The sequence below is a fragment of the Streptomyces sp. UNOB3_S3 genome (assembly GCF_020740895.1).
Lineage (GTDB): Bacteria > Actinomycetota > Actinomycetes > Streptomycetales > Streptomycetaceae > Streptomyces.
In genome coordinates this window covers 1-20,104 of sequence record NZ_JAILXP010000009.1, presented here as the reverse complement: position 1 = coordinate 20,104, position 20,104 = coordinate 1, and the positions used below count along the sequence as shown (strand labels likewise).

Genomic DNA, 20,104 nt, shown 5'->3' with positions numbered 1-20,104 from the left:
TTCGTATGTCTGTTGCACAGAAGGTGCTCGACACTGCCCGGGGAGAGGTGGGCTATCAGGAGGGATTCTCTGGCGGCCACTGGGACAACTCCCAGAAGTACAGCCCGGCCGTCCCCGGCCTGGAATGGAGCGACGAACAGCCGTGGTGCTCCACCTTCGTCAGCTGGGTCTTCCAGGAAGCCGGAGCGAGCGACATCGCGCCGGTCACCGCCTCTTGCTACGAGGGCGTTTCCTGGTTTGAGGACCGGGGCCGATTCTCGGAGTACCCGGCTGTCGGAGCCGTCGTGTACTTCGGATCCGGCGGCGGCACGCATGTCGGCATCGTCACCAGCTACACGGACGACACCATTTACACGGTCGAGGGCAACACCAACGACAGCGGTAGCGCGGAGGGTGACGGCGTCTACCGAAAGGCCCGCCCCCGAAAGTCGAGCTACGTCTACGGCTACGGATACCCGGCCTACCCGGAGGGCATCGTCACAGCTGATCCGGAATGGAAGGGCCGCGATGGTGTTGTTTTCTTCGGCCGTGAGGCCTCGGAGGATGACATCCCGGCCGGCGGTTCCCGCCCGAGCACTCCGTCCGGCACCAACCGCCAGGTCGTCATCGACGGCCTCTCTTACGGTCCGGGAGCGAAGGGCGACCACATCACGGCTCTTGGCCGGATGCTCGTCGCCGCAGGCTGCTCTACTTATAAGGAGGGCCCTGGCCCGGTGTGGACTTCTGCGGACACCGAGTCCATGCGGAAGTACCAGACCAAGATCGGCGACGGTGGCACAGATGCGGACGGTATTCCGGGCACGCTCCAGCTGGCCCGACTGAAGCGCGACTTCGGGCGGGCGGCCTAATGGCGTCGATACCGAAGCAGGGCCGCCATCGAGGCCCGGCCGCCGCTTCCCCGCTCATAGAAATCGCCCGCGAGCACCCGGCAAGGCTGTACAGCATCGCGGCTGCGGCCGTGGCCCTTGTCGCTCAGTACGTCGCCATTCCGCAAGAGGCTGTTCTGACCCTGATTGCTGCGCTCCTGGGTGCTGGTGAGGTCACACAGCGGGTGGAGAACGCCAAGACAATGGAGGCTTTCGAGGAATTGGCCCGGGTGGCCTCGAATAGCGCTCTCCGAGTACCAGCAAAGCCAACTAACTAACCAGAGACAGAATTAGTACCGAATAGCCTTTGCCCCTTATCTGAGAAAAATGACTGAGCCCCGCCCATCCATTGGATGGGCGGGGCCGTTTTTTCGTTTCAGGCCTCTTACAGCACGGCGAGGAATGGGTTTTCCGGTCGGGCAGGCTGCGGCCTCGCCGGCCGGGCCCTCGGGGTTTTCGGCACCGGGGTGACGAGGCGAAGCGCAGGCTGGGGCGCGCGGGTTGCCTGCGGGGCAGGTCCCGGTGCGGCCGGTCGTGCGGGCGTGGGCTCGGCCGGTGGACGCTGGTCTTGTGTGTCGGTGAAGGAGAAGAAGACGGCCGGGCGTCCCCCGTTCCCTAGCCGCTCCGTGGTGACCACGATGCCGGGCAGGGATTTGACCTGTTCGGCCGTGGCACCGACATACGGGAGGACCTGGGAACTCGTTGCCCGGCCGCCATGCATTTCGATCCGAGCCCGAACCTTGTCCATAAGGGTGCGCGGCTGGCGTCCCACCTTCCGGGCAGCGGCCTTCCGCACGATACGGACAGCGTCCTGGACGGAGCGGCGGACGAGGGTGAAGGCGGCGTTCAGCATGTCCTTGGTGATGGTCTCGGAGCATTCGGAGGCAGCCAGGCAAGCCGCCGTACGGAGCGTGTGTTCGGCGGTCCGTTCGATGAAGACGGCTTCGTCCTCGGGCAGGGTCTCGCTGAGGATGCGTGCGTAGCGTCGTACGGTCCGCCACAGCGGCCGGGCCTCGGGTGCCAGGGTGATCTGGCGGGGGCGCGCGGTTGCCCACGCGTAGGCGTCGCTCAGGGCGTCGCCGTCGACCGGCGGCAGGGGCGCGTCATCGTCATCGAGCATGGGCACAGCGCCCAGCAGGAAGGGGAGGACTCGGTTGTACGAGCCTCCGGCCGCGTCGGACAGTGCCACGTAGGTGGCCCAGTCGGACGGCGTGATGTGGGCGTGCAGTACGAGCGCGGGGTTCTTAACCTCCTGTGCCTCGTCCTTGGTCGTATTGCGGAGGGTGGCTCCGTCCCAGGCGAGCCGGAGTTTGGTGGTGTACGACGCATCGCGCTTCGCCCGCTTCAGCACCTCCGACCATTCCTCTTCCAGCACCAGGGCCCGCACGTCCCTGCCGCGCTCGGTCTCCTCGGTGGCTTCCTGCTGCTTCCACAGGTGATTGACCAGGCTCGCCCCCGAGCTGAGGGCCGAGGTGGTGTGTGTTTCCAGGAAGCGACCCAGGGCCTCGCCGACGACGTGTTCAGCAGCCCATCGCGCGGTGCCCTTGCCCCGGCTGGACTTGCCGACGAGGGCGGACCACAGGAGGACGGGGCGAGCGTTGCCTCGGGAGCCCACGGTGACCGTGCCGCCGATGGCGGCCGACCACATCGCCAGGGCGGCCACGTAGATGCCGAGCGGGTCGGTCTCGGCGAAGGGGGCGACGGCGCGGACGGCGCGGCCGATCGGCCCGTAGAAGATCGGGGTTGTCATCTCGTTCCTTCGAAAAATCTTCGGCTGACGGCGGCCGGCCGCCCCTGCGACCGGCCGCACGGTGGGCTAGGCGGCCTGGAGCTCGTGGGCTTGGTCGTAGGCGACCCTCACGTTCTGCGGGAGGCGCCCCCGGTCCTTCAGCTCGTAGCCCTGGCTCCTGCCCCACTCGCGGATACGGTCGTTCTTCTCCCGCTCGCTCATACCGGAGCCGATGGCCTTCACCGGCTCGGGCAGCCGGTCACCACCGGTGAACTCCCCAGAGAGAACAGCGTTCTTGAACCGTCCGGGGCGGGTGGCATCCATGCAGGGGATCCCGCGTTCGCGGGCGTCGCGGAGCTTGGTGGCGTTGTTCTCCGCGTTCCGTCCGCAGATGATCAGGACGGTGGTCTCGTCGGCCCGTCCTGCCACCCGGTAGCCCGCGTTGCGCACGGCGTCGCGTGCGTCGTCCCAGGAGTAGCCGGGCACCTCTCCGCAGATCATCACCGACGCCTGCTCGTGGACGTCCAGGTCGTCACCGTCGCCCTCTACACCGTGCTCCTGGTCGTCGGCAACCTCGTCCGTCGCCGGAGCGAGTTGGTCGTCCTGGACGTCCGCCGACGGCGGGGTGTTGTCGTGGCCGGGCTCGCCGAGGGCTTCCACCAGGAGCCCGGCGAACTTCTCGGCGTGTTCGTCGCACAGGTCCCAGTCCCGCTCGCCGAGCGACAGCATCGTGGTGGCCTCGACCTGCGACCCGTCCCGCGCCACGTGCGCGTCACAGAACGTCGGCTCCACCGGCTCCACCGAAGCGGGGACTGTGGCGCCCGTCGCGGACGCGGGGGGCTGCTGGACATTCAGGCCGACCGGGGCACGGTAGGAGGTGGGGACGACGGTGGGCTTGTCGAGGCGGGCCCGAACGGTCTGAGCGATCCGCTGCCCGGCCTCACGTGCCCGTGCAGCAGCCGGAGGCAGCACCTCCCGAACACGCCGGACCGCCGTCTGACGAACGGCCGCGAGCTTCTGCCGGGCCGGGCGCACCTGACGCAGACGCCCGCCAACCGTCTCCTTCATCGGAACCTTCACCGTGTTCTCCTGATCTTGTGTCGTGTCGGCAAGCAGAAAATCCTGTGGGGCCTCGCCGGCTTCGGGCTCGGGCTCCCGGTCAGGCCGCGACTTACCGGCCGCGAGTCGCCACGCAGCCGCACGCGCCGCCGAGGAAACCTGGGCTATGCCGCGCACAGCCACCTGCGGCTCCTCCTCGTCCGCGTCCCCGAACTCCCGCCCCTCCGTCCCGGCGTAGCCCGTGTCCAAGGGGCGCCAGTCGGGCCCGTAATGCTTGGTCAGCAAGGCGGCCATGCGCCCCGGCTTCGGCTGCGCTTCGATCTCGGCACGCAGGCGCTCCGCGAGCGACCCCTCCGGCTGTTCCCCCGACCTCACGGTCTGCTCCTTGGCCTTCTGCTGCTTCGCCGCGTGCTTGCGGATCGCGGGCATGATGTCCGCCGGATACGGCACAGCCTTGAACGGCTTGACGTCGTCCGTGCCGATCCGGCCGCCGTCGGTATAGCAGCGCAGGGAGTAACGCCAACCGTTGTTCGCAGTGCCTCGCTTGGATGCGCCCAGATCCCTCAAGGCGTACGTGTAGGTCCCACCCGGCACCTTCACCTCGTACTCACCGTGCCAGCCGCCCCGATACCCCACGATTTCCTCACCGGGCAGGAGATCCATCTTGGCGCGCGGGTCCTCGGATTCCTCCGTGTCGGCAAGCGAGGAATCCTTGCCCCCGTCGCCGGCTGGGGCCTGGGCCGGAATTTCTCCGGTGTCAGCAGCCGGGGCAGCACCGGCCGCCACCGCGCGCAGCACATCGGCCACCTCGGCCGCAGTACGCCCCTCGGCCATGCCCCACTTATCGACCGGGCGCCAGTAACACGCCCGTACCGCAGCCGAGTCGGTGAGCAGCTCCATCGGCTGTCCGGTGACGTGCTCGGCAAGCAGGCGCAGCGCCTCGCGCTCCGCTGCCCAGATCGCATCGTGATCGTAAGTGCGGCCCGCCGCAAACCGGCCCCTGCCCGCAGCGACAGACACAGCGCCGCGAGGGTGACACGCCAACGTCACCGTGCGCCCTGGCCCGTTGAACAGGCCGCGCCCCTGGTGCAGGCCGACGTTTTCGATGTGGCAGGCGGCCCACCTGAGAATTTCTGGCGCAGTGTCCGGCACCATCACGCTGTTGGGGGTGTAGCGGACCGTCGGGCCGTCGTCCTGGTGCTCTTCCTCGCCCGTGTCGACGGGCTCGGCGGCGGGGGTGCCGTGGACGTCCGGGTAGAGCTCGCCCAAGTACCGTTCCAGGGATGGCAGCCACGGCACCCCGAGCAGTGTGCCCATGACGGCCGCGCTCACGACTGGGGCCACGATGTCCGCCGCCTGCTGACAGGCGCTCGTGCGGCTCCCCGTGAACGGGTAGTCGGCGGGCAGCGTGACAAGCTTGGCGACCTGCCCGAGGGTGAACCGGAACTCCGGGTCGTCCTGCTTGTACCAACCCCGGATCTTCGATGTGATGCCCGGCACCGTGCGGCCCATGGAGAAGCCATTGCCGCCGGAGGTCTTGCGGTTGCCCCGGGTAATCACGACCGCTTCCGGGTCGAGTCCGGTCGCCGTGTCGCCCGTGGTCGTCAGGCCAGGCAACTCGGGCATACGACGGTTGTAGTAACGAGAGGCGAGCATCAGTCTGCGCCGCCGGTGACTCGGGGAACCGAGGTCCGCCGCGTCCACCTCCGCCCAGTCCACGCACTCCCACCCGGCCGAGTACAGCTCAGTTGACAGGGCCTCCTGAACGTCTTCCGGCAGGGCTCCGGACTGCTCCAGGGCGATCGTGTGCAGGGGCGCCCCTTGGCGCCACAGAGCCAACGCCCAGATCACCGGTTCAAGCATCAGCTTGGCCGTGGGCGCGGTCATGGCGTCGGTGATCGCGCGGACCTCGTCCCACGTCTCCCCGGACGGCGGGCCGTAGTGGGGCGGGAACTCCGGGTCCCAGTCGGGGTGGTCCTCGTCCTCCTCCCCGGTCTCCCCCCACTCGTAATTCCCTGCGGCCCAGGCAGCGCGGTTAATGGCCTCCTCCAGGACAGCCAGGTTCTCCGGGAGGTGCCCCAGCCTCTTACCTGCGGGCGTCCAGTCGGTACACGGCGGGGAGGAGATCAGGAACTCTGTCCAGCGCAGGGCGGGGTGTTCCGGGTCCAGCGTGGTCACGTCCGCCTGAATCGCGTTGCATCCCGCTGCCTCCGACGTCGCCACCGCGTCCGCGCTGAGGTCGATGCACACCATGTCGAGATCAGCGCCGAGAATTTCACGGATGCCGACGCACCACCCCCCACAGCCTCCGAACTGGTTCACCGCCCGCCGCTTACCCTCGAACAGCCACCGCACCGGCCACACCCCGGCCAGCCGCTCCAGGTCCGCCAAATCCTCGGGCGCGGCGAAGTCGCCCAGCGCCTTGCCCTCCAAGTCCGCGTACGACAGCGGCACCCGTTGCGGCTGCTCCTCGACGATTTCCGCGTCCACCACATCCGTCAGGTCCGCTGTCGGTGCGGGGGCGTTCGTGAGGGCCTGCGGGCCCTCGGCCCGCTCCACCACCGTCACCGGCACAGACACCAGCGTTCCCGACCACTGCTCGTAGGAGACCGCTCTCCCGTCCCAGCGCACGCCCGCGATCTGCTCGCCGTCGCCGCGCTCCCGCACGGAGACCACAACGCCCGTGTCCCCCTCCGCACGCGGGTGCCCCGAGCACACCACGTCACCGACGGCAAACCGCTGCCCGTACTGCTCCCACCCGTACTCAGAGACCGACTCTTCCCGTGTCGTCTCCACCACCACGGACGGGGCCGCGACCTTGACGACCACACCGTCGGTCTGCCGCTGGCCACGCTCCACCGCGTCCGCGAGGATCGCCCGCTTCATGACCGGGCGGGACTTCTCATACCTGCACACCCGCTCACCCGAAGCGACGTGCACGGCGTCGTACGTGCCCGCCAACATGGTTACTCGATAGGTGTGGCCCAGGAGTTCGGCCAGCTCACGGCCCTTATCGCCGTCGAACGTGATGTCGCTGACCTTCGGCGCCTTCACGTGCTTGTTCCCCGTCTCCATCGCCTGTGCGCCCGCCTGACCCACTGTGTTCTTCCGCTTGGCGGCACGCGCCGCCTTCCGCCTCGGCTGGGCGCCTCGCTCCGCGACCGTCAACGGACGCTCGCCTTGGCCACCGACCCAGGCCGTGTACTGCGCCAACGCCGCTCGCTCGGCGTCGGGGGAAAGCCCGTCCGTGTACTCGTCGGGCACGAGCCCGAGAATCCCCAGGTGGAACGGGCCATCGCACACGAACACCTCACCGGCGCCCGCGATCTCCACCACGGCCTTCGCTGACTTGTCCCGGCCCCAGGCGAACCCGGGCTCACACATCACGCAGTGAACGCGCGTCTCCTCATTCAGCCGCACCAGCCGCAGGGCCTCACGCGGTACGCCCGCGAAAGCGAAGGACTCGATGTTGGACAGGGCCGTCTCACGAGGCGCCCACGCCAACGGCCCGCACAGCCGTTGCCCCGCCGCCGTGAAGAACTGATAGCGCCCAACTCCATCGGAGAGGAGACGGAACTCCTGCCCCAGGAAGACCACCCGCTCATAGCCGGGCTCCAGCTCCTCCACCTGCCACACCAGCGACATGCGCAGAGGGCCGACCAACGGCGGGTGACGCAACTCTGCGGAACCGGCCGCCGTCGCACTGGGCAGGGCGGCAAGGATCACATCCGCCGACACCAAGAGCATGCCTGCCATGCACTCCGGGCAGGCCTCCCACGCGTACGGCTGGCTCTCCCCGTCGCACAGCATCACCGGGCGCGGAGGGCACGAGCACGCGTCGTCGTCGCACCCGCAGTGCTCCCAACGGCACTCGCGGTCGTATCCCGCGTAGCGCACCTGCACCGTGCCCTCGGACGTCTCGACGTCGACCGGCTCACCCGGCACCGCGTCACGCCAGGGAGCAACCGGCGCAGGCTCCATCTGCTTCTGCGGCTCCTCCGGGGTCTCCTCGATCACCTCGAACGTCACCGCGTCACCCCACTCGGCCACAACCTTCTCCGGCCGCATGCGCCGAGGCGCCTTGAACGGCCCCTTGTCCAGCGTCGACACCCACACGGGGGCGTTCCGCTTCTCCGCCTCCGCGATCTCCCGCAGGTACTCAGCCTCGGCAGTCTGGCGCTTGCGGATGTGCGCGATCATCGCGGCTTCCGCGTCCTGCCGCGTACGCATGTCACCGTGCCCCTTCACGCGACGTGACCACTCAGAGGGCCGGTCGTGCCGCTCCCTGGTACGGCTCACGTAGAACCGCCCCTTCTTCTGGAGCACCCAAAAGAACATGTCACACCAAGACGCCGTGACGCCCCAACCACCGGGCTGCTTCGACCACTTAAGCGTGACCGACCCTGAAAGCTCCTCCGGGGCAGGGGTCGGCTCCTGGTCCTCGGTCGCCGTGGGCTCGCTCTCCTCCGGCTCCGAATCCGGCTCAGCCATCGTCTCCTGCGGGCTCTCGTACGCGGCCAGCGCAGCACGACCAGAGTCCGTCAGCCGCACGTGGAACCCGGTGCCCTCACGGGTGAGCAGACCCTCCCGAATCAGCTTCTCCACCGAGTCCTTGCGGACCGCGCCCCGCCGCTCGCCCTTGATCCCGGTGATTCGGTGGTCCACCTCACGGGAGTACGAGCGGACGACGCTTGACCCCATCTCGTACTGCACGCGCAGCAGGCCCCAGCTGGCACGCTGCACGATCTTGTACTGCGCCTCACTCAGCACCGTCCCACTCCTCTCTCTGGTCCCCACAAGGCCTTGCAGTCACTTGGGCTCGTACTCGCCGCACACGTTCCCTGCGCCGTCCACGATCCAGCCGCCGCCATCCGTGCGGTCGTTGCCCCGGATCGGCCTGCACAGGGCCTCGTCGAACCCCTCGTTGAACGCATCCACCGACACGCGCTCAACCGCCGCCCGCTTGCCCGACTCACCCGCCACGGACCCCGCCGTCCCCGTCCCCACCATCAGCACCACAGCGGCCAGCACACCGGCCACAACACGACGCTTCGACATATCCACCCCACAGGTATCCAGGAGCGGCCCCAGGCCGCACCACACGCGTTTCTCGGAGGCGCTGCGACCCACACCGTGGGGAGCGCCATAAGTCTTAGTTCGTTAGCGGCACGTTCTCTCCAGCCGCCCGGTTGAGCCCACCCGATCAGGTGAGCAATAAAACCGTGATCCCTTTCTACATCACCAACAATTCCCCGCACCAGAAATTGAGGGTGATCCACGCCACAATCTTTGAATTGGAGCCTAATCCCAAACCCCCCTCCAAACCCCTCTAAAAGCTGTGTTTCCGCAGGTCAGAGGCCCTTTTGGGACCCGGGGGTAATGCTTGGAAAGAAAAGAAAAGGACCCACCGGGGGTGCCTCTTTCCGACCGTGTACGGGTATGAAGATTCCCCATTCCGGCAATTCCTGAGGGCTTTTCATGTCGGCATGGGCGTGAATACCGCTTGAGGCGGGGAAGTTTGCGGCGGTTTCGCCGGGGGTCCTGGGCCGGCGAGTCGACTGAGGGCTGCAAAACGGCCACTGGTTGGTGACCTCGGCCACAGATCGGCCCGTGGGTGTCACCAAGCCACCCGGGTCACACCTACGTTATTTGTGGGGCGGTCCTATATAACTAATCAAGACAATGAGAAACCCCCTCTTCAAAGAGGGGGCTGCCTATCAGGGCTGTCCACTATCTGACCTTGCCGTGGGTCCCTTGGGTCTCGGCCGACCTAGCCCGCGGGAAGCCAGCCGGCTCACGCAGGGCGGAAGCGCACGCTTCTTACGGAGTGATTGCGGCCCCGGCTTCGGCCGCAGGACCTGAAGGTAAACGGGTACCGTTCAAGAACAGACATGTCCCAGAACGGAGTTGCCGAGCATGCAGTGGAGCGACTACACCACCGGCCAAAGGATCAAGATCCTCCGGGGCAAGGATGTCACTCAGTCCGCCCTTGCCGAGATGACAGGACTCTCCGTCGTCACTGTCCAGAAGGCCGAGCAGGACAAGGCCTTGACGCTCAACACGCTCATGTTGATCGCGGACGCGCTAGGCGTCGACACGTCAGTGGTCCTCGGGCAGCAGGCACCGCGTCGGGCCATGGAGCAAGCTGACCGAACGATGGTGCGAACCTTGTCGCAGGTCGTGCACGACACGGCCGCGGGCCTCCTGCCCGATCACCTTGAGGAAGCCGACGGAGCTGCGGGCATCCGAGCGGCCATCAACAGGTGCTGGGCGCTGTACTGGAAGGGGCACTATGTCGACGCTGGCGCCCTGGCCGCCCCGCTCCTTCAGCAGGCCGCCATGCATCGGCACAACCAGCCCGCCGGTAGCGTGGACGAGGCTTGGGGGCTCCTGGCCGATGCCTACCGCCTGTCTGCGTACGTGTCCAACCTCATGGGGGCCCGTGATCTCGCCTATGCGGCCATCGGGCACGCCCAGTTCGCGGCCGAGCGCTGCGCCGATGAGCTCCAGCCGGCCATCGTGACCTCGGGGCGCTCGTGGATCTACCTTCGGGACGCCCGACTCCCGGCAGCGCTCCAGCTCGCCGAAAAGGCCGCGACCGACACCGAGCCCAGGTTCTCCAAAGCCACCCCTGAACAGCTCACCGTGTACGGGAGTCACATCAACTTCGCTGCGGTTGTTGCCAGCCGCCTCAAGGACAAGGAACGCACCGCGGACTACCTGTCGCAGTCGCACGCCACGGGGGCTCGGATGGTCTCCGAGCACAAGGCGTACGGCACCCTTTTCGGACCTGTCACAGCCTCTACTCAGGCAGTCGGGATCAACGTGGCGTTGGGGCAGACTGGGAAGGCCCTGAAGTTGATCAAGGGGATCAGGGACGTATCACAGCTAACCGAAGCAGCCCAGAACCGGTACGCGATGGACAAGGCGATGGCTCAGGCCGACGCGAACCTCTGGGATGCCTCCCTCGATACGCTGGAGGCAACGCTCACGGGCGCGCCCCAGTGGGCTCGCCACCAGGCTCTCCCGAGTGTGATCGTCGCCAAGGTCGGACAGGCCTCTACTGCCCGCCTGCGGCGAGTCACGGAACTCATCGGAATGCGCTCCAGCGTGACGCACGGATTCCCGCCGGCGACCGCAAGGTCAGCCCTCTGAACTCACCACCCGAGTCTCCAAACGGCTCCACTGGTATGTGACGGACGACCGCTTGGCGTTCGTGCTTCAACTGTCGTCCGTCGCATACGAGTTCATGAGAGACAAGTTCCCAGAGTCGTCCGCTGCGTTTCTGTACCACTGGGCTCGGTAGCGGGACGGTTACGCGTATGACCCGTACGCCGAGCGACATCAACCGCCGCCGAGCCTTGGCCACAGCCTCCACGGGCTGGGGCGAGCGGGTGACGGTGGTTCTCTACACCTGCGCCCCCTCCGACCTCCACCTCGACGCCACGATGAAGGCCCTGCACGAGCAGGCTGAAGCTCGTGACTGGGTTGTGCACGCCGAGCTCCACGACACCGTCAGCGTCACCACCACGCGTACGGACCGGAAGTCGTGGCCGAAGGTCAAACGGCTCATCACGAACTATCAGGTCGCAGGTCTTATCGCGCCCGACGAGTCCGAGATCGCTTACCGCCCCGCCGCGAAGATCGTCCTGCGCGACTGGCTGAAAAAACGCGACGCCTTCGCCCATTACCTGGTCCCCGCCGGTGGCTCGATCGAAGAGTCCTTGTTCAAGGTCGATGAGGTTGTTCGAGACTCCCGTCGTAACTGCATCGGCGTCGTAGTGGACTGGGACGGGTTCCAGTACGAACTGAGGACGCCTGCGGCTGGCACGCAGTGGAAGGTGAAGGCTGCGGATGTCGGTCCGGTATCCCTGGACATCGAGATTCAGGCCAGCGTGGCGGACAGGAGCTGGCGTACGCGCCACCGGGGGCTCCGGTGATTACGAAGCCCAGTAGTCCCGGACGTTCCAGTATCCCGAGGCTCGAATACCGGTTCTGGTGCGAGCTGATCGCCGCTATCGGCAGCGAGAGCATCACCAGCCTCGCTGGGGAGCCGACCACCACACCGCGCCTCGCCGTCCGCTGGCTTCGATGGCACGCGATCCTCCTCGCTGACCGGCTGGACCCTGCTCCCGGGGATCCCTTGCGCCTGGGGGTGTTGCGCCTTGGCCTTCCTGTCGGTACCCCGGACCCAGCTCAGGCCCTGCGGTCGTGGGCGGCCGACGATCGCCAGTACGAACACGCGATGGAGCGTTTGCGCGATAAAAAGAGACTGGAGATCACCGTCGGCCTCCCGCTCGTGAAGCTGACCGCGTACTCGCTCGACCAGCCCGCCCCCAGTAGTCGCCCACGCCCGCCGGACATCCCGGCCGTGTCCCCCTGCGTCGAATGGCGCCCGGCGGGCGCGGGGCACCGCCTCCTCCACAGGCCGATCCCCTGTTCTCACCCGTCGACGGCATGGCTGACCGATCGCGGCGTCGCCACCTGCCGCTGCGGAGTACAGCGATACGCCACCTATCAGGCCCTCGGTAGCAAGTCCTTGAACGTGGCGGCCCGGCCCCCGCCGGCCGCTCGCCCCGTGAAAGGCGAGTACTCCGAGCTCACCCGGGCCGGAGCCAACACGAATAAAAGGAGACGTCGCATGCCCGCGGCCGACGAGACCGAACCCGAAGAGACCGCCACGGAGACCGTCACCGAGACGGACGCCCCGTCCACCGACCAGAACGAGAACGAGGCCACCGACCTGATCGGGGCGGTCTCCACCGACTAGCACGACTCACTGCATGCCCCCATCCGTCCGCCTCTCTGCCGATGCCATCCGACCCGTGCCGCACTCCCACGGGGGCCGCAGTCGCAGAGGAGCGGACACCACCCCGCCCCCTCTGTCGATGCCATCCCCCGAGTGCCGACGGGGATCACAGAGAGGCGGGTATCGCCCCGACCGAGTCGCGAGCGGCCGAGGCAGCACCACCGCTCCCGCTCCGGTCACGGCTGCCACAAGCGGCCCCCGCACGGGTGATCGGAGCGGGGCACCCCGCCCGCCCGGCCATTGGCCACGCCACGAGATGGCCGGACGAGTGCACCACAGTTCGGAAGAAGCACCGTCAACACAATCCGATGCGTGGGACTCTGATTCCGCGCCTGCCTCCAAGGAGACCGAAGGATGACATGGATAGGGAACGTCTCCGCAACACCCAGCCCGGTGCGCACGGACCCCAACTGCAAGGACTGCGGCGGGTCGGGGTGGATCGGGGACCTCAACTGCCCGACGTGCAACGGGCCCGGCAGCTGAGGGCGCCCGTCCTCGTTCCGGCCGAGACGTCACGGTGGGCCGATCTGGGGCTCCCCATTGCGGAATGCAATGAATGGTTCTTCGTGAGCGCCCGTTCGGACGTGATCTGTCACAGGCCGTTGCCGACGATCGATCCGGCCACCGTCCCGTGCGGTGCGTGCAAGGGCTCCAGGTGGTTCCGGATGACGACGTCAGACGGGTTGCAAAACCCGATCTGGTGCTACGCCTGCGGGGGCTACGGGACTGCTGCCCTGCCCCCCGAGGCACCTCGCTTCACCTGGTTCTAAGCCACCGGGACTGAACAATGCCCCGCCCGCGCATCCCTCACCAGGGCGTACGGGCGGGGCTTTACCCGCAGGAGACTGCTACACGTGTGCAGTTAGTGAGCCTCTTGCAATTCCGGCCCAGACGGAGCCCGTTCCGTGGGACGCTGGACTCGCACCAGTGGAACCCGGAATCCAGCAGGTGACAACATTTGAATACAAATCAGATCAATGCCCTGTATAGGGGCATTGAGCAGTACACCGGCGCGCCATGCGCTGAGTGCCAGGGCCGTAAAACATGGCCCAGTGTCATGCGAGGGATCGGGAGAGGGCTTCTCCTGAATATCAACTGCGACGGGTGCGGGAAGGTCTCGACGCTGCCTCTCCCTCACCCGCGCCACATCACAAGGGCCCGAGGGCCCGAACTCAGCTGATTCATCAGCGCCGCAATAGGTTCGGGGCTCGCCCATGTCCGGCCCCACGCTCGCACCAGAGGCCGCCGACCGGGCTCCGTCCCATCCTGGCGCAGCGAGCGGGGGCCGTGCTGACCCTACGGGCTACTCCGGCTTGGCCTGGTCGTCGCCAGCGGTCTTGGACCGGTCGCGGACGTAGGTGCCGCGCTTGGGGACCGTGAAGACGTACCCCTCATCAACCAGGTACTCCACAGCCTTCCGTACAGTACCCATTGCGACCCCGTATGCCCTCTTGAGATCAGGCATGGACGGGATGGGGCGATCGACCTCGTGAACCCCGGCCTCAATATCCCGAATGATGTGCCGTGCGATCTGCTGATAGACGGGCACCGGGCTTCGGTGATCGACCGTTCTGTCTGTCATGTGCAGAGCCTAAACAACTAACCATCACCAGCCATGACCAATAAAGACTGGTCAAGGGTGATGAAGCATGGACAAGGCTAGCTAAGAAGCGTAGCGTCACCACCCGGAAACAGAAACACCCCGACAGACCGGGCCTAATCGGTCTATCGGGGCTTAGCCGACCAGCTTGTTGGGAGCTGAACGACTCATGCGCGATCGTATCGCCCGCGCCCTCTTATGGGCGCTCCGCCTGCTACTGCCCGCCCGCGGAGCCCACAGGTACACCCGACCCCGCATCCCCACCGCGCCGACACCGACCCCGTCAGCCCAGCCGCCCTTCGTGGAGTGCAGCCGACAGCAGGTCATCCCGCCCCACCACCTCACACGCCATCTCACCCCGCACGCCACACGCCCCCTGATCCCCAGGTACCTGGTCGAGTGGGAGCGGGAACGCGCCGAGGAGGAGCGGCAGCGGTGCGAGCGCCGTCGGGCCGTCGAAGCGGCGTGGGAGGGCCGGGACTACCCCTACAGTTACAGGGGGTCGCTTTTCGACGCGGTGGCGGTGACCGCATGAGCATCACACGCTGCTGCCGCTGCGGCAGGCTCACTGAGGCCCCTGTGACGGTCGGCTGGCGTGACACCGGAAGCGGCCCCGGGCACACGATCAGCGCCTGCCCCGACTGCGCCCCCACGGTTCCGGTCGGACCGTCCCCCGAGGACCAACAGAGCCTCCTCAACCCGCGCTGAGTAGCACCGCCCTGCAATTCCTGCCCCGCCTGGTCACCCCAGGCGGGGTTTTGGCGTACCTGCCTCAGTGCAGGGCGCTGGAAAGGTCAGGAGTACCTACTTGTACCAGTAGCGCACCCCACGATGGTGTGAGCAGGTCCCGCGGAAGTGGGCGCTGTAGGAGTAGGTCTTGTCTTTGCACTGCGCGGTAGCCCCCTCCGGGTGGTGACTGCCAGCCTTGCACGTGCCCGTGGTGTGGTGGGCACACCCCGCGATAGCCGCTTGAGCCGTGGTGCCCGCAGCGACCGGCACCAGCAGCGATCCCGCTGCCACCAGCGCGGCCATACCGACACGCATCCTCATGAGCATCAAATCCCCCCATCCCGTAGTGATCGCTGCCAGCCTGCCGAAGCGATTGCACCGAAGGGGCCCATACAGGGTGTGATTCACCGGTCAGAGCTTGATTCGGGACCACCTGTGACGGCGCGTTCGAATCCGAGCTCCCCAGAGCTTGCCCGCCCGGCTTAGGCAGGGCGGGGCTTTTCTACACCTCGCCTCGGTACCCGAAGCGCAGGTTCCTCACGGCCTGGAGGGCCATAGGGGATAGCGCGAGGACCGTGTCGCCGCGGACGCCGATCCAGCCCTTTTGGCTCAGTGAGGCGACCTCCACGCGGACGTCACGGCCAACGGCGGCGGACAGCTCCTCGACGGTCGGAGTGTCCCCTGCGTCCAAACGGCTGGCGATCAGGAGGAGGACGGCCTCCTCCCCCGCCGTGATGCGGAACTCCACACTTCGACAGTAAACCGCTGAGGCCAGCCCTGCTCGGTGTGCGCACCGGCCCTGACCTGCGGAGACGCTACGGCAGCGCCGACGGCGCCGTTTGTGAAAGTGCCGAGGTCTAGGTGCGCACCTCGTATGTCTTCGCACTCATCTCAATCGACCAGGGTACGTGGTCGCTCGGACACCGCGCCCACGCGATTCCCCCACGCCGCGCTCCGCCCGGTGATCACCGCCCCGCGCCACTCGTCGCCGGGGCCTGGTCGGCACGGCGGCGGACTGGCAGGATCCGAGCGTGCTTCCCCGATTCGCGCGCCCGGGCGGGCGCCGCGCCGTGCGGGCGGGCGCGGTGGCGGCCGCCGTGCTCGCCCTGCTGCTGTGGTCGTTGTGGCCGCCCGACCGGGGTCCGGAGCCGGCCGGGGAGATCACGGTCGCGACGGGGGTGCCGACCGGGGTGTACGAGAAGTACGGCGACGTCCTCAAGGAGGACCTGGCCAGGGACCTGCCGACCCTGAAGGTGCGGCTGCGGCACAGCCAGGGCTCCCTCGACAATCTGCGGCAGCTCACCAGCGGCAAGGCCGACTTCACCTTCGCCACGGCCGACGCGGTGGCCACCTACCGGGACCGCAAGCAGCCGGGTGCCGGACGGCTGCGGGCGTGCGCGCGGCTCTACGACGACTACATGCAGCTGGTGGTGCGCAAGGACTCCCCCGTGAAGTCCACCCGGGACCTCGCGCGGCTGCGGGTGGGGGTGGGCGCGGACGGCTCGGGGGTGCAGCTGATCACCCGGCGGCTGCTCCAGGCCGCCCGCCTCGACTTCGAGAAGGACATCACACCGGTGCGGGTGGGCATCGACCGGATGCCGGGGCTGCTGGAGAAGGGCGAGCTCGACGCGTTCTTCTGGTCCGGCGGGCTCTCCACCGGCGCGGTCAAGGCCCTGGGAGAGCGGCTGCCGATACGGCTCGTCCAGCTCGGGGACCTCATCGAGCCCCTCCACCGGATGGGACGGCAGACGCGCTACTACCGGTCGGCGATGATGCCGACGGACGCCTACCCCGAGCTGAACGCCCCCGGCGTCGTCCAGACGATCGCCATCGCGAACCTCCTCGTCACCATGGACAACACCGACGCGGATCTCACCGAGAGCGTCACCCGCACGGTGATAAAGAGCCGCGACCACATCGGCAGCAAGGTGAACGCCGCGCAGAAAGTGGACCTCCGCACGGCCATCTTCACCGACCCCCTGGAGCTCCACTCCGGAGCGCGCCGCTATTACCTGTCGGCCAAGCCGTAAACATCTTTCCGGTCGCGAAGCCGTCCGCTCCGCACGCCGTCCACTCCGCACGCTGTCCGCTCAGCCGCCGTGGCGCGGGACGGCGATCGTCGCGCGCAGTCCGGTCGGCCTGTTCGGCTCGTACGAGAGGGTGGCCCCGCCGGTGGCGAGCAGGGCGCGGGAGATGGACAGCCCGAGGCCGGAACCGGAGACGTTCTGGTGGCGGCCGCTGCGCCAGAAGCGGTCGCCGATGCGGGTGAGCTCCTCCTCGGTGAGGCCGGGGCCGCCGTCGGCCACCGTGATGTCGACCCGGTCGCCGGACACGGCGACGGTGACCTCGACCCGGGCGTTCTCGGGCGTGAACTTGAGCGCGTTGTCCACGATCGCGTCGAGCGCGCTGGAGAGGGCGACCGGGTCGGCCCAGCCGGTCGCCGCGGCGGGCCCCCGGTAGGTGAGGGCGATCTTCTCGCGATCGGCGACCGGGGACCAGGCGCCCACCCGGTCGGTGACGAGCTCGGCTATGTCGGTGAGCTGGGTGTCGCCGGGGGCGTGCTCGGCCAGGGCGAGGTCCAGCAGATCGTCCAGGACCCGGGCCAGCCGTTTGCCCTCGGCGCGCACCGAGGAGACCTCCTCGTGCCCCTCGGGCAGGTCGAGCGCCAGCAGGTCGATGCGCAGCAGCAGGGCGGAGAGCGGGTTGCGCAGCTGGTGCGAGGCGTCGGCGACGAAGGCGCGCTGTTGTTCCAGGACGTCCTCGACGTTGTCGGCCATCTCGTTGAAGGAGCGCGCCAGTCTGCGCAGTTCCGGGGGGCCGCTGTCGGCGACGACGCGGGACTTCATCCGGCCGGTGGCGATGTCGTGGGCGGCGACGTCGAGGGTGCGTACGGGCTTGAGCACCCATCCGGTGAGCCGGAACGCCGCCGCGACCGCCACGAGCATCGCCGCCGTCTCGCCGGCCGCGATCAGCAGCCAGTCGCGCAGGATGAGGGAGCGCAGCCGGCCGGTGGGCGAGTCCGTGACGACGACGGCGACGACGTCGCTGTCGCGGATGACGGGCGAGGCGACGGTGAGCCGGTCCTCGCGCCAGGGCCAGATCTGTCCGGGGTCACGGCTGCGGCGCCCGGCCAGCGCGTCCTGGAAGGCCGCCCAGCTCTTGCCGCTCCGGGGCAGGACCCAGCCCGCGGGGGCGACCGTCAGGGGCTTTCCCTCACGGGAGAAGACGCCGGCGCGGATGCCGTACAGCTTCTCGTAGCGGGCGAGTTCGTGCTGGAGGCTGAGCTGCCGGTCGCCGCTGTCGCCGCCCTCGGGCGGCCCGGGGGTGCGGTAGCCGACGAACTGGGCGAGGGCGGCGAAGCGGGCGGTGTCGTCGATGCGGTCGACGACGACCCGCTGCTGGCGCACGGCGGCCGTGCCGGCGGCCAGCGGAAGGCCGAGGGTCATCAGGATGCCCGCCATCAGCACGATGAGCAGGGGGAGGAGTCGGGCACGCACGGGATGCCGCGACTACCGGACCGGGACGACGATCTTGTAGCCGACGCCCCGTACGGTCTCGATGAGGGCGGGCATCCGCAACTTGGCGCGCAGCGAGGCGATGTGCACCTCCAGGGTGCGTCCGGTCCCTTCCCAGCTGGTGCGCCACACCTCGCTGATGATCTGTTCCCTGCGGAAGACCACCCCCGGGCGCTGGGCGAGCAGCGCCAGCAGGTCGAACTCCTTGCGGGTGAGGGCGACGGCCGAGCCGTCCACGCAGACACGGCGGTTGGGGAGCTCGACGGTCAGGGCGCCCAGGCTGAGGACGCTCGGGTCGCCCTCGGGGGCGCGCGACTGGCCCGGTGCGCTCTCCTGGTGGGGGATGCGCCGGGCGACGGCGTGGATACGGGCGAGCAGTTCGCCGGTGTCGTAGGGCTTGACCACGTAGTCGTCGGCGCCGAGGTTCAGGCCGTGGATCTTCGAGCGGGTGTCGGCGCGGGCGGTCACCATGATGACGGGCGTGGTGGTGCGCTTGCGGATCCCGCCGCAGACCTCGAAGCCGTCCTGGTCGGGCAGTCCGAGGTCGAGCAGGACGACGCCGAAGGGCGACCGTTCGTCCGGGAGCAGGGCCCGGAGGGCCTCCTCGCCGCTCCGGGCGTGGGTGACGTCGAAGCCGTGCCGGGCCAGGACGGCGGACAGGGCCGCGGCGACGTGGTCGTCGTCCTCCACGAGCAGCAGTCTCATCGTCCCCCTCCGCGCGGCTCGGTGCGGTATCACCGCATCCACGCCGATGCGCTCCCGGTACGTCAAGGGGTTCCTGCCCGCGCGAGGGCATCCGTTATCCAGCCGGTACACCGGACCGATGACTTCCGGCTGACTGACGCTGTGTGTCCACTTGAGTCCGGATCGTTATGCTCAATTTCAGCTCAGATGTAATGACGCTGGTCTTCCCCGCTCATTAGGGTCCTCCCCAACCGAGGAGGACGGAGCGAGGAGCGCCGATGAACGAGATATCGGTGACCAAGGACGTGGCGCCCGCCGCGGACGCCCTGGTCGTCCTGGACAAGGTCAACAAGCATTTCGGCGCGCTGCACGTGCTCCAGGACATCGACCTGACCATCGCCCGCGGCGAAGTCGTGGTCGTCATCGGGCCGTCGGGTTCGGGCAAGTCGACCCTGTGCCGCACGATCAACCGGCTGGAGACGACGGACTCCGGCTCCATCACCATCGACGGGAAGCCCCTGCCCCAGGAGGGCAGAGAGCTGGCGCGGCTGCGCGCCGACGTGGGCATGGTCTTCCAGTCGTTCAATCTCTTCGCCCACAAGACCGTGCTGGAGAACGTGACCCTGGGGCAGGTGAAGGTCCGCAGGAAGGACCGGAAGTCGGCCGAGGCCACGGCCCGTTCCCTGCTCGACCGGGTGGGCGTGGGCGCCCAGGCGGAGAAGTACCCCGCCCAGCTCTCCGGTGGCCAGCAGCAGCGTGTGGCGATCGCCCGGGCGCTGGCCATGGACCCGAAGGTGATGCTCTTCGACGAGCCGACCTCGGCCCTGGACCCGGAGATGATCAACGAGGTGCTGGAGGTCATGCAGCAGCTCGCCCGGGACGGCATGACCATGGTCGTCGTCACCCACGAGATGGGCTTCGCCCGCTCCGCCGCGAACCGCGTGGTCTTCATGGCGGACGGCCGCATCGTCGAGGAGGCGCGGCCGGACCAGTTCTTCAGCAACCCGCGCAGCGACCGGGCCAAGGACTTCCTGTCGAAGATCCTCCACCACTGAGCGCGCCACCGCGCTCCTGCCCGCATCCCCCTTCCCAGCCTTCCCCGCCGCTTCACAC

16 protein-coding genes are annotated in these 20,104 nt (G+C 68.1%); 8 read left to right on the top strand and 8 right to left on the bottom strand.

All coding sequences use genetic code 11. The features are described 5' to 3' along the window. The first annotated feature begins 5 nt into the window (after positions 1-5). Positions 6-848, top strand: coding sequence for a peptidoglycan-binding protein (locus K6I33_RS02165; protein ID WP_229347933.1), 843 nt, complete (start codon positions 6-8; stop codon positions 846-848). A gap of 403 nt (positions 849-1,251) precedes the next feature. On the opposite strand, the gene K6I33_RS02160 is transcribed toward K6I33_RS02165, so the two are convergent. The 3 genes from K6I33_RS02160 to K6I33_RS02150 all read right to left on the bottom strand — a co-directional run bounded on the left by K6I33_RS02160 (position 1,252) and on the right by K6I33_RS02150 (position 8,712). Continuing rightward, entirely contained in the window at positions 1,252-2,616 is a 1,365-nt protein-coding gene (locus K6I33_RS02160) for a DUF3987 domain-containing protein (protein ID WP_229347932.1), read from the bottom strand. 66 nt (positions 2,617-2,682) lie between these two features. After that, positions 2,683-8,424 (bottom strand): DUF6197 family protein, encoded by a 5,742-nt coding sequence (locus tag K6I33_RS02155; protein WP_229347931.1) that lies wholly within the window; start codon positions 8,422-8,424, stop codon positions 2,683-2,685. A 39-nt stretch (positions 8,425-8,463) separates the two neighbouring features. After that, positions 8,464-8,712 (bottom strand): hypothetical protein, encoded by a 249-nt coding sequence (locus tag K6I33_RS02150; RefSeq protein ID WP_229347930.1) that lies wholly within the window; start codon positions 8,710-8,712, stop codon positions 8,464-8,466. 858 nt (positions 8,713-9,570) lie between these two features. Here K6I33_RS02150 and K6I33_RS02145 point away from each other — a divergent pair. The 4 genes from K6I33_RS02145 to K6I33_RS35920 all read left to right on the top strand — a co-directional run bounded on the left by K6I33_RS02145 (position 9,571) and on the right by K6I33_RS35920 (position 12,946). Beyond that, positions 9,571-10,809 (top strand): helix-turn-helix domain-containing protein, encoded by a 1,239-nt coding sequence (locus tag K6I33_RS02145; RefSeq protein WP_229347929.1) that lies wholly within the window; start codon positions 9,571-9,573, stop codon positions 10,807-10,809. A 167-nt stretch (positions 10,810-10,976) separates the two neighbouring features. Beyond that, entirely contained in the window at positions 10,977-11,594 is a 618-nt protein-coding gene (locus K6I33_RS02140; RefSeq protein ID WP_229347928.1) for a hypothetical protein, read from the top strand. 701 nt (positions 11,595-12,295) lie between these two features. Further along, positions 12,296-12,424: a hypothetical protein gene (locus tag K6I33_RS35925; RefSeq protein WP_275126612.1), complete on the top strand. Its 129-nt coding sequence runs from the start codon at positions 12,296-12,298 to the stop codon at positions 12,422-12,424. A gap of 393 nt (positions 12,425-12,817) precedes the next feature. Continuing rightward, positions 12,818-12,946 (top strand): hypothetical protein, encoded by a 129-nt coding sequence (locus tag K6I33_RS35920; protein WP_275126611.1) that lies wholly within the window; start codon positions 12,818-12,820, stop codon positions 12,944-12,946. Positions 12,947-13,766: 820 nt separating this feature from the next. On the opposite strand, the gene K6I33_RS02135 is transcribed toward K6I33_RS35920, so the two are convergent. After that, positions 13,767-14,045, bottom strand: coding sequence for a winged helix-turn-helix domain-containing protein (locus K6I33_RS02135; RefSeq protein ID WP_229347927.1), 279 nt, complete (start codon positions 14,043-14,045; stop codon positions 13,767-13,769). Positions 14,046-14,364: 319 nt separating this feature from the next. On the opposite strand from K6I33_RS02135, the gene K6I33_RS02130 reads away from it, so the two are divergent. Then, positions 14,365-14,598 (top strand): hypothetical protein, encoded by a 234-nt coding sequence (locus K6I33_RS02130; RefSeq protein ID WP_229347926.1) that lies wholly within the window; start codon positions 14,365-14,367, stop codon positions 14,596-14,598. A 269-nt stretch (positions 14,599-14,867) separates the two neighbouring features. On the opposite strand, the gene K6I33_RS02125 is transcribed toward K6I33_RS02130, so the two are convergent. After that, the gene (locus K6I33_RS02125) at positions 14,868-15,095 is read right to left on the bottom strand and encodes a DUF3761 domain-containing protein (RefSeq protein ID WP_229347925.1); all 228 of its coding nucleotides are present in this window, start codon (positions 15,093-15,095) and stop codon (positions 14,868-14,870) included. A 199-nt stretch (positions 15,096-15,294) separates the two neighbouring features. Beyond that, positions 15,295-15,540, bottom strand: coding sequence for a hypothetical protein (locus K6I33_RS02120; protein ID WP_229347924.1), 246 nt, complete (start codon positions 15,538-15,540; stop codon positions 15,295-15,297). Between the two features lie 283 nt (positions 15,541-15,823). Between K6I33_RS02120 and K6I33_RS02115 the strand changes: the two genes are divergently transcribed. Next, positions 15,824-16,822, top strand: a complete 999-nt coding sequence (locus K6I33_RS02115; protein WP_229347923.1) for a TAXI family TRAP transporter solute-binding subunit — start codon at positions 15,824-15,826, stop codon at positions 16,820-16,822. Positions 16,823-16,882: 60 nt separating this feature from the next. Here K6I33_RS02115 and K6I33_RS02110 read toward each other — a convergent pair whose 3' ends face one another. Continuing rightward, entirely contained in the window at positions 16,883-18,289 is a 1,407-nt protein-coding gene (locus K6I33_RS02110) for a HAMP domain-containing sensor histidine kinase (protein WP_229347922.1), read from the bottom strand. A gap of 12 nt (positions 18,290-18,301) precedes the next feature. Continuing rightward, positions 18,302-19,012 carry a response regulator transcription factor gene (locus K6I33_RS02105; protein WP_229347921.1) on the bottom strand — a complete coding sequence of 237 codons (711 nt, stop codon included), beginning with the start codon at positions 19,010-19,012 and terminating at the stop codon, positions 18,302-18,304. 257 nt (positions 19,013-19,269) lie between these two features. Here K6I33_RS02105 and K6I33_RS02100 point away from each other — a divergent pair, with 257 nt between their 5' ends. Beyond that, positions 19,270-20,046, top strand: coding sequence for an amino acid ABC transporter ATP-binding protein (locus tag K6I33_RS02100; RefSeq protein ID WP_126916400.1), 777 nt, complete (start codon positions 19,270-19,272; stop codon positions 20,044-20,046). Positions 20,047-20,104 lie beyond the last annotated feature (58 nt).